Consider the following 12,058-nt stretch of genomic DNA (forward strand, 5'->3'; position numbering starts at 1 on the left):
AACATCGACAAGATGACTAAAGACGGTACATACGATGTATTATCAAAGAAAGAGAAATTAATGATTCAGCGTGAGCGTATTAAATTAGAGACCCTTCTTGGAGGTATCGCTGATTTGAACCGTCTTCCTGCAGCATTATTCTTAATCGACGTTAAGAAAGAGCACATTGCGGTTACTGAAGCGTTGAAGTTAAATATCCCGACTTTTGCGATGGTGGATACTAACTCTGATCCTTCTAATATCGACTTCGCTATTCCTTCGAATGACGATGCTACTAAGTCTATTACTCTGATCACTGATATCATTATCAAAGCGATCCAGGAAGGTTTAGATGAGCGCAAGCGTGAGAAAGAAGATGAAGCTGAGAAAGAAGCAGCATCTGCAAAAGCAAAGATCGACAACGGACAGGAAGCAGCTCCTGAAGTTGAAGCATCAAAAGGAGAGTAATCTTCGCTCTATATAACAGAGCAAACAGCATATAAAAGGTCGGAATTCGGTTATGAAGCCGGCCTTTTTTCATAAATGGTCTGTTTTGAACAGGTGTTTATGAACATTCATTTTAATAAAGTATCTAAAAAAGAATAAAAATGTCAACTGTACAAATATCCGCTTCAGACGTAAACAAACTGCGCCAGCAAACAGGTGCAGGTATGATGGATTGTAAGAAAGCATTAACAGAATCCAATGGTGATTTTGAGGCTGCAATCGATTACCTTCGTAAAAAGGGTGCTAAAGTTGCCGCTAGCCGTCAGGACCGTGAGTCTAACGAAGGTGTAGTAATCGCCAAAACAACTGCTGATGGCAAACGTGGTATCATCGTTGAGGTAAACTGCGAAACTGACTTTGTAGCGAAAAACGCTGATTTCATCGCTTTTGCTAACGGTATTGCTGATTTAGCGATCGCTAACAATGCTGCATCTCTTGAAGAGCTGACTGCAATGGAGCTTAACGGTTCTAAGATCTCTGATCAGGTAATTGATCAGACTGGAAAAATAGGTGAGAAGATTGGCGTTAACAAATTTGAGTCTGTAACAGGAGAGAAAGTTATTGCTTATATCCACGGTAACTACCGTTTGGGTGTATTGGTAGCTTTAAGTGCTGATGCAGAAGGTGCTGACGAAGCAGGAAAAGACGTTTCTATGCAGATCGCTGCTATGAACCCTGTTGCTATTGATAAAGAAGGTGTAGATTCACGCACCATTGAGCGTGAGCTTGAGATTGCTAAGGAGCAGATCCGTGCGGAAGGAAAGCCAGAAGCAATGGTTGAAAAGATCGCTGCCGGTAAGTTGAACAAGTTCTACAAAGATTCGACTTTGTTGAACCAGGAGTTTGTGAAGGATTCTTCTAAAACTGTCGCTCAGTTCCTTGATACTGTTGCGAAAGGCTTAACTGTGACTGCATTCAAACGTGTTCAGTTAGGAGCATAATTTGATATTGATTATATTTTGGGCGCTAAAGTCCTGAATGAAAGGGGTTCTCTTGCTGGTGTGAGAGAACCCCTTTTTTATTTCTTACATAAATTACTACCTTTGCCCGGCTTCAATTGGCTGTAATTCTATAAACACCTTCTAAAAATGAAATATAAGCGTATCCTCTTGAAACTTAGTGGAGAGTCTCTAATGGGCGATAAACAGTACGGAATTGACAGCGATCGGGTACTTCAGTATGCAAAAGACATCAAAGCGGTTTTCGACACCGGCGTCGAAGTGGCAATCGTCATTGGCGGGGGTAACATATTCCGTGGCCTCAGTGCAGAGCAATCAGGTATGGACCGTGTTCAAGCGGACTATATGGGTATGCTGGCTACTGTTATCAATAGCATGGCTTTACAGGATGCACTTGAAAAGCTGACTGTTAAAACCAGGTTAATGACAGCGATTAAAATGGAACAGATCTGCGAGCCGTTTATTCGTCGCCGTGCGGTAAGACACCTGGAGAAAAGACGAATTGTTATTTTCGGAGCAGGAACAGGAAATCCTTACTTTACAACGGACACCTGCGCATCGCTTCGCGCTATAGAGGTTCAGGCAGACGTTGTGCTAAAGGGAACCAGAGTAGATGGCATCTATACAGCAGATCCTGAAAAAGATGCGACTGCGACCCGCTATGAAGAAATTACATTTCAGGAGGTTTATGACAAGGGCCTGAATGTTATGGATATGACAGCATTCACACTGTGTCAGGAAAATAAACTGCCGATCATTGTGTTTGATATGAATAAGCCAGGCAATTTTATGCGTCTTGTGCAGGGAGAAACGATAGGTACATTGGTTAAAGGATAATAGATTTTTAATAAAGTTTTTTATGAACGACCTTATAAGACAGCAGTTAGCTGATGCGAAATCTACGATGGATAAAGCCGTTGATCATGCTGATGCGGAATTATTGAAAATACGTGCAGGAAAGGCTATGCCTTCCATGCTTGATTCAGTTATGGTTGAATATTACGGTACACCTACTCCATTGAGTCAGGTTGCTAGTATCAACACGCCAGATGCCCGTACCCTTGTGGTGCAGCCTTGGGAGAAGCCTTTGTTAGTGAAGATCGAAAAAGCCATTATCGATTCTAACGTTGGTTTAAACCCGCAGAACGATGGGATGGTCATTCGGATGAATGTACCCCCGTTAACAGAAGAGCGGCGTCGTGATCTGGTTAAAAAGGTTAAGGAAGAGGCTGAAAGGGGACGTATTGCTGTACGGAATATTCGTAAAGATATTAATAACAAAATCCAGCGCCTGAAATCTGAAGGAGTATCGGAGGATGAGATCAAGACCGGGGAAGGTGAAGTACAGAAGTTGACCGATGCATACATCATTAAGATTGATAAGCTGGCTGAGCTTAAAGAAAAAGATATCATGACGGTATAATAAGTCCGCTCAAAGTAATTTAAAAAGGGAATGGTGTTGATCACTGTTCCCTTTCTTATTTTTGCATGTTACCACACCTATCTGCACCGCTTTATGAAAATTCTGCTACAATATTTAAAGAACTATAAGGGATTGATCGGTTTGGCACTCCTTCTGGCTGCCATTAACCAAATATTTTCTTTTCTGGATCCGTGGATCTTCAGGCAGATTATTGATAAGTATGTGACCCACTACGACGACTATACCACTGAGGAGTTTTTCAAAGGAGCAGGGATGTTGGTGCTGGCTGCTATGGGTGTTGCGATGGTATCACGGATAGCGAAGAACTTTCAGGACTATTATGTGAATGTCATCACACAGCGACTGGGAGCTAAGATTTATTCTGATGGCCTTGCGCATTCTTTGGAGCTTCCTTACCAGGTTTTTGAAGATCAGCGGAGCGGGGAGACTTTGGGTATATTGCAAAAGGTAAGGCTGGATACAGAAAAGCTGATTATTGCCACTATCAACATTGTTTTTACCAGTATCATAGGGATCACTTTCGTGTTTTTTTATGCGATTAATATCCATTGGCTGATTGCTGTATTCTATATCTCTGTAATCCCAGTATTGGGGACGGTGAGCTCTATATTGAGTAAGCGGATCAAAGTGGTGCAGAAGAGTATAGTTTCGGAAACGACTGCTTTGGCCGGGTCGACTACAGAGTCGCTGCGGAATATTGAGCTGGTGAAGAGCTTGGGTTTATCTTCTCAGGAGATCAAGAGGTTGAATATGACGACTGAGAAGATCCTTGTTCTGGAGTTGAAGAAAGTGAAATATGTACGGAGTCTGAGCTTCATCCAGGGCACGCTGGTTAATTTGCTTAGGAATGGAGTACTCTTTCTAATGATGTATCTGATTTATGATAACCAGATTTCAGTGGGGGAATTCTTCTCCTTATTCCTTTATTCATTCTTCATTTTCGGTCCGCTGCAGGAACTGGGGAATATTATTAATACGTATAGAGAGACGGAGGTATCGCTTGCCAACTTCAAGTCGATTATGAGTACACCTAAGGAGGTGAAGCCCACCAACCCGGTACGGCTGGACAAATTAGAGTCACTACGTTTCCAAAATGTCACATTTAAGCATCAATCGGCTAGCACCAGTGCATTAAACAACATCAACTTTAGTACATTTAAAGGACAGACCATTGCTTTTGTCGGTCCTTCCGGATCAGGAAAAACGACACTGGTGAAGCTGCTGGTAGGGTTGTATACGCCGAAAGAAGGTCAGGTACTTTATAATAATGTGCCCTCTTCTGAGATTGATCTGGATCAGCTACGTGAGCGTATCGGATTTGTAACACAGGATACGCAGCTGTTCTCGGGTACCATACGGGAGAACCTGCAGTTCGTACGACCTGGCGCTACTGATGAGGAGTGTCTGGAAGTGATGAGAAAGGCTGCGTGTATGACTCTGTTGGCTAGAGCAGATAAGGGGCTGGACTCGGTAATAGGTGAGGGAGGTGTAAAAGTTTCGGGCGGCGAAAAACAAAGATTGTCTATCGCACGTTCACTATTACGTCAGCCTGATATTCTGGTGTTTGACGAAGCTACATCTGCCCTTGATTCTATTACCGAAGAAGAGATAACGAAGACTATACGGGATGTTTCGGTAATGGATGACCGGATTACCATTTTAATTGCACACCGCCTTTCGACTATCATGCATGCAGACAACATTTTCGTGCTTGAAAAAGGTCATATTGTTGAGTCTGGAAGGCATGAAGATTTACTAAATGAAAAAGGACTTTACTATGCCATGTGGAGACAGCAGATAGGGGAAAGGGTAGAAGCCTAGTGATAAAGTTCCGAAGGTGACCTTAACCGGCCGCCATACAGTGTACATGGTACTTAAGTTGAATAAATTAACTACTCACTTTTGGAAACACTGGCAGATAAACCGGAGAGGGAAATTCGGCGAAATGAGATCTCCCTCAAAGAGTTCATACTTAAGATTCAGGACTGGGTTCGATACCTTGCTTCCCGGTGGAGGTTTATCTTGCTTGCGGGCATTCTTGGCGGGCTCGCGGGCTATTTGTATGCAACTTTAAGGAAGACCGTTTACATAGCGAGTTCAACATTTGTGTTGGACGAGCAAGGTAGCAGAGGTGGACTGAGCCAATATGCCGGTCTGGCATCGATGATGGGGGTAGACCTGGGCGGTGGAGGCGGCGGGATATTCCAGGGTGATAATATAATCGAGCTTTACCGATCTGGCAATATATTGAAAAAGACCTTGCTCAGTCCGGGTGATTTTAACGGAAAGCAGCAGTTGCTCCTGGAACGATATATAGCCTTTAATAGCCTGAAGGAGCGATGGGACAAGAAGCCGGAATTACGAAATATCTCATTTCGATCACCGCCTTTTAACCGCTTACAGGATAGCATTCTGAACGAAATTGTTGAAGACATCAATGAGAACTACCTCTTCGTGGGCAAGCCCGATAAAAAACTTAACATCTTAAAAGTTGAAGTAAAGGCGAGGGATGAGTTATTTGCAAAGTCCTTCAACGAGTTGATCGTAAAGAATGTAAGTGACTACTACATAGAGACGCGAACGAAGAAGTCACTCGAGAATGTGACCATACTACAGCATCAGGCTGATTCCATACGTGCAGCACTTAACCGGGATATTAGTAGCGTCGCACTCTCGATAGACGCTAACCCCAATATTAACCCAGCGCGGCAGGTTCTGAGAGTGCCTTCTCAGCGCCGGCAGGTCGATGCAGAAGCAAACAAGGCCATCCTGTCGGAACTGGTGAAGAACCTGGAAATTTCTAAAGTAAACTTAAGGAAGGAAACACCGCTTATACAAGTAATTGACAATTCCGTTCTCCCTTTAAAAAAGGACAAGGTAGGTAAATCAAAAGCCATAATTGTAGGCGCATTCTTATTCATGTTTCTGTTGAGTGCAATACTCATTTTGCGAAGAATTTACTTTTTTATCATGAAATAAATCAAAAGATATGAAGATCGCTATTCTGGGTGCAGGCATCTCCGGGTTGAGCATCGCGAGATTGCTCAGCAAAGAACACGAGGTGCAGGTTTTGGAGCGAAAGTCCCATGCAGGAGGTATTGCGCGAACAAGAACTGTCGATCTGGTATCCTATCATCTGGTTGGGGGACATTGCTTCAACTCCCGATATAGCGATGTTATGGATTGGGTGTTCAAAGAGGTAATGCCGCAAGACCATTGGAATAAAATTACAAGAAGTGCGGTGATTAAGTTCAAAGGACATGAAATCAGGTATCCCATAGAGTTCGCTGTAAAAGAGATCTTCGCATTTGATAAAGAGCTCGCATTGAATATCACGAGGGACTTTCTGGTTTCAGAGGATGACGAAACGTATTCAAATCTGGAGCAGTGGTTCAGAAAGAAGTTTGGTCATACTTTAGCCGAAGAATATTTCATTCCTTACAATGCCAAGATTTGGAATCGCAAGCCGGCTGATATGGATCCGGCCTGGGTAGAGGGCAAGTTGCCGATCCCCAACAAGGTCAGCTTCTTTGAAAGCCTGATCGATAAGGCCGAGGATAAGATGCCGCATTCTGAATTCTACTACCCCAAAAGCAATAATCAGAATACCTTTTTAGAGGCTTTATCTGATAATCTCAAGATCGTATATGATTTAGAGGTGAGGTCTATCGGTTATTCTTCTTTGGATAATCGGTGGCTGATTAACAAAGAAATGAGTTATGACCTGGTAATCAGCACCCTTCCGATGGATGTGCTTCCACATCTCATTGAAGGTTGTCCGGACCGTGTAAAGGAAGCCGCAGGCAGATTAAAGTACAATAAAGTTTCAAACGTCTTGTGGGAGAGCCAGCCCACTACACATACCTGGACGTATATACCCGATAGCAGCAGCCTCTTTCATCGCTATATTCATATCGGGAATTTCTTCAGGCCGGTAAAGAACGTTACCATTACTGAGGCTATAGGAGAGAAGACGTATGATGAAATGGTCGAGAGTGGAAAGAAGGATTCATTTCTAATAAAGCCGCTGGATTATCATGTCTCTGATCATGCTTACGTCGTGTTTGACGAGCACTATCATACCGCTACAGAGACTATCAAAGCATATCTGAGCGGCATCGGTATCCATACCCATGGACGCTTTGGCGAATGGCAGTATTATAACATGGATGTCTGCATCAAAAAAAGTATTGATCTATCACAATTAATTAATTCTGCGGCATAGAATGGAAACTCCAAAGGTAATATCAAATTTCAGAAAGTTTGGAGGGTCGGCCCTGTCATTTCTATACCAACGGTACTTCAGCAAAAAGCCCCTCATCCGTTTTTCGGGGTATTCAAACCCCATCTTTCTGCGAAACAGTACTTCAGATATTCCGACCTTTCATCAGGTAGTCAGTGATGGGGAATACGATATCGACTTTGGTTTTGATCCTAAGATTATCGTCGACTGTGGGGCAAATATCGGATTAGCTGCCGCCTATTTCAAGAACAGGTTCAGGGACGCGAAGATCATTTCTATAGAACCCGAGCCTTCAAATTATGAACTTTTGCTTAGAAATACAGCTTCATACCGTGATGTCCATTGCATTAATGCCGGTGTATGGTGCAGAAGTGCGCACCTTCTTATTGAGGATAATGGATACGGGAACTGGGGGTTTCAAGTGAAGGAGGTTGACGATAGCACCGAGAAGACTATTAAGGCATTATCGATCTGTGATATCATGGAAAAGTATGAAATTAACCAAATCGATGTTCTTAAGATCGATGTAGAGGGGTCGGAGAAAGAGCTATTTGAATCGGGTTTTGAAAGATGGCTTCCAAATACAAGAGTAGTAATTATTGAGCTGCATGAGCAAATGCGCCCCGGCGCGACCAGATCATTCTTTAAGGCCGTGAGCAATTACGATTTTTCGCTTGCTTATAAGGGTGAGAATATCATTTGTTTCATGCATCATCCTGATAGAGACTTAGCACCATCTGGATAGTTTGACCGGATGGATGTAGAGCGTATCAGAAGGAAAATCTTCAAACAACGCTGTTAGGGAGCTATTGTATTTTTTCTCCATGAGGGAGAGTTCCTCGCTCTTCCAAAGAACCATTCCCCTTTGAGCCAGGTCCTTTTCTTGAACCAGCTCGTCTACGGAGAGCAATAGTGAGGTGGGAATAGCAATCTCGACGAATAGCTGTAGTGCTGCGAAGACCCCGGAAAGGTGAATGAATTCATCCAGTGCTGAAGCGGGAATGACTACAATGTCTGAATAGGATCCAACCATTGGATAGCTCATCTTCCGCTCACTTTTAATCGAGAACTGCATATTGTTGATTATCCAGGTCACGACTTCCTTTGTTTTTTCGATCAGGCTTGCCGTTCCGGCGATGTCAGGGCTTGATTTGATAATCTGACTCTTTTTCAATGTGGTATGAAAGGCATAACCATGATCTTTCAGCTTTCTAAGCGCCTGGTCGTACGTTGGAAGTTCATTCTGCACTTCGATCCCGGGCTGTCTGACTTTGAACTTGACCGCGTTGATGTTCCAGTCCCAGTAGTAAGGCGTCTTCATCAGCGGTCGGGGAGTGACATCATCATGCAATAGGAACACATCCGGAATAAACCCGGTGTTTGGACCCAGTTTAAAGTATTCTGTGTAATTAATCTGGTTGACTGCCGGATTTAAGATCAGGTCATCTCCAATGACGATATAATGCCTGAACCTGTCGTCGCGCACTTCTGGAAGTGCCTGAGCCAGATAGCCCTGGTAGAAGAAGGAGTTCCCAAACACGCCGATTACCTGCGGGTCAGTACCCCGATAGAACGGCATGATAAAGAATATATGGTCAAACCGCCCGCCGTAAAGTTCTTTAAGCCGGTTTACATTCTTCTCGAACTTATGATTGAATAGTATGATTAAAGCTACTTCTGTGGTCATGCGGTATTGTTTAAACGTTGTGAAGCCGGTCCCTCATGTTTCTTGGGAGCAGGGAAAACACAAACTCATTCTTAAAATAGAGTATCTGGAGCAAGCAAAAAGTCATTACATACATCATGCCCGCGGTTGCCAGCAGTACTACCTTGCTCATACTTCCAAAAGATAGTGCCGCTCCGAGTGAGACAACAAGACTTAGGGCAATTTGTATAATGAGTGAGAAGTCGATTCTAACATTGGTATACTTTCTGGCAACTAAGAATATATAGATGCAAACTGCGCTTTCAGCTGCCAGGCATGCGATGGAAGCACCGAGATATCCCATGGAAGGAATGAGTGTAAAGTTGAGAACCAGACTGATCACCAAACCCGCTATTGTAGCATGGAGGATCTTCCTTTCTTGCCCGATAGGCAATAAAAACTGTGTTCCAAGAACATTGCAAATGCCGATAACCAGCGGAACTGCTGATAGCACCCTTAAGGCGTCGGCAGCCTGGTTATACTTTTCACTGGAAATACTACTCAAGATCTCCTGGGGAAATGCCATGCAGATGGCGCAAAAGGGAATCGTTATAAGAAAAACAATATTAGTTGATTTGCGGATAAGAGACTGTATGGCGTAAGTATCATCACGCTTAAACATGTCGGCCATCCTGGGAATGATGACTACTCCGATGCCACTTACAATAGTCCAGAATATTTTGACGAACCGCAGGGGAACACTGTAAAAGCTGACATTCACGGAATTAGTCAGCAGGCCGAGAATGACCGTATCCAGGATCGTGTAAAAACTGATAGAGATATTAATGCTGAATAATACAAGTAAAGGTTTCAGGTGATTCTTTATGCTGAGGGGTACGGTCACTTCCGTGTAAAACCGCCTTAAGAAATAAGCAAAGTTCCATCCGGCGTTTAGAATCACGGTTGCCGCACTTATCATGTAGTATACCAGGTAATCGTCTGACGCATTAACGAAGAGAAGGATACTAAGCACGTTCAGCGATTTGGTAAACAAAGATCTGTAAGTGATATAGCTGAATTTCTCAATCCCCTGGAAGAACCATTCTATGCTGAAGGATGACCCGATCAGAATGAGACAGGCAACTTTCACCATATCCAGATTGTCCTGCAAAGATGGTATGAAGAAAGCAGCGATGAGGTATGTTAAGGAAAAGAAAAGGGAAAGAGCAAGTTGCAGGCACGTTAACTCCAGGACCAGCTTGGTGCACCCGGATGGATTGCTTTTTATCTTTGCTATTTCTCTTATCCCGTATAAAGGTATACCTAATGCTGAAAACAGAAGGAAGTAACCTGTGAAGGCCTCGATAAATGCTATACGCCCATAGCTCTCTATAGAGAGAATCCGGGTGACATAAGGAAATGTGATTATTGGAAAGAGCGCGTTTGATGACGTCAGGATCAAGTTGGTAATCAGGTTCTTTCTCAAATTCATATGTAGCAGATGGCACTACTAATGTAGTGTTAAATTGTTCCGGTTTTTGTGTCTATGACTTCATAAATGAAGCAACAGATTGGTTTATATTTGATACAATAAATCCACAGAATGGTTGATATTAGCGTCATATTGCCTGTGTTTAACACAGAAAGATACATTAGAGAAGCCATACAGAGTATCGTCGATCAGACTTTCCGGAATTGGGAATTGATTCTGATTGATGACGCATCAACCGACGGAACGCTGGAAATTGCCCGGTCATTTGAAGATAACAGAGTCAAGATTGTCCAGAATCCGTCCAATATGAAAGTCGTAAAATCACTCAATTTGGGAATCCGGCTTTCGTCAGGGAGATACATCGCAAGGATGGATGCCGATGACATTGCCCATCCCCTTCGTCTGGCGAAGCAGTTCAAGTATCTGGAAGCGCATCAAGATATAGCGCTTTGCGGTACCTGGGTACAATCTATTGGAGGCGAAAACCGCATCATCCGGGGGCCATTGCGACACGAGCAGATCCAGGCCTCCTTTTTGTTTCATAATGTGATTGTTCATCCGAGCGTTATGTTCCGGAAAGAACCCTTTATGGAGCAGGGCATGCTGTATGATGACACGTTCACCAATGCTGAAGATTATGGTTTATGGGTGAGGGCCATTGAGAAGTTTCGGTTTTCGAACATGGGGGAGGTGCTTCTTAAGTACCGTGTCCATGATCTTAATGTTTCGGTACTAAAGGCTGTAAACCAGGGTGAGCTGGATAGGATGCATTACAGGATCTATACTTATTATCTGAATGTGCTGCAAATTCCGTTTAAGGAAGAAGATCTGGTGATCCACCGGAAAATCGGGCTCAGGCGTTTGGGACGACTGGAAGGACGCGAACTTTCGGATAACCTTGGCTGGCTAAGGAGATTGACTGCGGCCAACCGGAAGATAAGATATTTTGAACGATCTGCTTTCTCTTATGTTATCATTTCCAATTTAGTACACATCGGCAAGGCGATAAGACCTGGTTTAAGGAATTATGCGCGGTATGTTGCCGCCGCATTCGGAATGTTCGGACCAGGTGACTTTCTTATGTACGCAATCAGGTTTTTTAAGTTGAAAATAAAGAGGGTCGAGCAATTTTAACCTTACTATCCGCTAACCGGCTGACAAGATGAAAAAGTATCATTTTAATATCCTGATCAATGACTTCAAGACCAATGCTGGTAGTAAAGCGGTGAGCGACTGTAAGAAGATTCTTATGGAGCGGTCTTATGTTGATATTGATCTCAGCTTCATTAAGAATCCACTTCTCCTGGGTATCAATGTCGTTAAGCTGCTGTATGGGTTGGCAAGTCGATATTTTGAAATAGAGTCAGGCTCCCTGATCATCGTTCAATATCCTTTAAAGGGAATAAATAGACATTTCAGGCACTTCATCAGGCTAATGAAGCAGAAGCAATGTTCATTTATTGCTATTGTCCATGACTTAGATTCGTTGAGATATAAAAAACCGGCGACAGCAATCCGGGCAGAAATTGACTCGCTGAATGCCTATGATGTAGTGATATCACATAATGAGAAGATGACGAGCTGGCTGCGTGAGAAAGGCTTGAAAACACAAGTGCAGAATCTCATGATCTTTGACTATTTGTATGAGGAAGGCAGCACAGAAAAGAGGTCTGATCTATTTGCTGCCGGCAGCCGGGAGGTGGCCTTTGCGGGAAGCCTTGGAAGAGGGAAATTCATTTTTGGACTGAAGGGTATGACACAGAATCTCACTTTCCGTTTATACGGGCCG

12 protein-coding genes are annotated in these 12,058 nt (G+C 43.4%); 10 read left to right on the top strand and 2 right to left on the bottom strand.

The window, feature by feature from the left end; all coding sequences use genetic code 11:
* The 8 genes from rpsB to ACKI5J_RS10640 all read left to right on the top strand — a co-directional run.
* A partial coding sequence (gene rpsB / locus ACKI5J_RS10605; protein WP_407429278.1) for a 30S ribosomal protein S2 occupies positions 1-447 on the top strand: 447 nt, incomplete at its 5' end.
* Between the two features lie 140 nt (positions 448-587).
* Positions 588-1,427 (top strand): translation elongation factor Ts, encoded by an 840-nt coding sequence (gene tsf / locus ACKI5J_RS10610; protein ID WP_407429280.1) that lies wholly within the window; start codon positions 588-590, stop codon positions 1,425-1,427.
* Positions 1,428-1,574: 147 nt separating this feature from the next.
* Positions 1,575-2,282, top strand: coding sequence for a UMP kinase (gene pyrH / locus ACKI5J_RS10615; RefSeq protein ID WP_407429282.1), 708 nt, complete (start codon positions 1,575-1,577; stop codon positions 2,280-2,282).
* A gap of 22 nt (positions 2,283-2,304) precedes the next feature.
* The gene (frr, locus tag ACKI5J_RS10620) at positions 2,305-2,868 is read left to right on the top strand and encodes a ribosome recycling factor (RefSeq protein WP_407429284.1); all 564 of its coding nucleotides are present in this window, start codon (positions 2,305-2,307) and stop codon (positions 2,866-2,868) included.
* Positions 2,869-2,961: 93 nt separating this feature from the next.
* A complete protein-coding gene (locus ACKI5J_RS10625; RefSeq protein WP_407429286.1) occupies positions 2,962-4,710 on the top strand; it encodes an ABC transporter ATP-binding protein in 1,749 nt (582 codons plus the stop codon).
* An 81-nt stretch (positions 4,711-4,791) separates the two neighbouring features.
* Positions 4,792-5,868 (top strand): lipopolysaccharide biosynthesis protein, encoded by a 1,077-nt coding sequence (locus ACKI5J_RS10630; protein WP_407429288.1) that lies wholly within the window; start codon positions 4,792-4,794, stop codon positions 5,866-5,868.
* Positions 5,869-5,878: 10 nt separating this feature from the next.
* Entirely contained in the window at positions 5,879-7,114 is a 1,236-nt protein-coding gene (locus tag ACKI5J_RS10635) for a protoporphyrinogen/coproporphyrinogen oxidase (RefSeq protein WP_407429290.1), read from the top strand.
* Position 7,115: 1 nt separating this feature from the next.
* Complete coding sequence (locus tag ACKI5J_RS10640) at positions 7,116-7,877, top strand: FkbM family methyltransferase (protein ID WP_407429292.1); 762 nt, start codon at positions 7,116-7,118, stop codon at positions 7,875-7,877.
* On the opposite strand, the gene ACKI5J_RS10645 is transcribed toward ACKI5J_RS10640, so the two are convergent.
* Positions 7,860-8,819 carry a hypothetical protein gene (locus ACKI5J_RS10645; RefSeq protein WP_407429294.1) on the bottom strand — a complete coding sequence of 320 codons (960 nt, stop codon included), beginning with the start codon at positions 8,817-8,819 and terminating at the stop codon, positions 7,860-7,862. The two genes, ACKI5J_RS10640 and ACKI5J_RS10645, sit on opposite strands and share 18 nt — an antisense overlap.
* Positions 8,820-8,829: 10 nt before the next feature.
* Entirely contained in the window at positions 8,830-10,269 is a 1,440-nt protein-coding gene (locus ACKI5J_RS10650; protein WP_407429296.1) for a flippase, read from the bottom strand.
* A 111-nt stretch (positions 10,270-10,380) separates the two neighbouring features.
* On the opposite strand from ACKI5J_RS10650, the gene ACKI5J_RS10655 reads away from it, so the two are divergent.
* Together ACKI5J_RS10655 and ACKI5J_RS10660 are read left to right on the top strand one after the other, a co-directional pair.
* Complete coding sequence (locus ACKI5J_RS10655; RefSeq protein ID WP_407429298.1) at positions 10,381-11,403, top strand: glycosyltransferase family 2 protein; 1,023 nt, start codon at positions 10,381-10,383, stop codon at positions 11,401-11,403.
* Between the two features lie 28 nt (positions 11,404-11,431).
* A partial coding sequence (locus ACKI5J_RS10660; protein WP_407429300.1) for a hypothetical protein occupies positions 11,432-12,058 on the top strand: 627 nt, incomplete at its 3' end.

Origin of the sequence: Arcticibacter sp., from assembly GCF_045629565.1 — a bacterium.
Taxonomy (GTDB): Bacteria; Bacteroidota; Bacteroidia; order Sphingobacteriales; family Sphingobacteriaceae; genus Arcticibacter.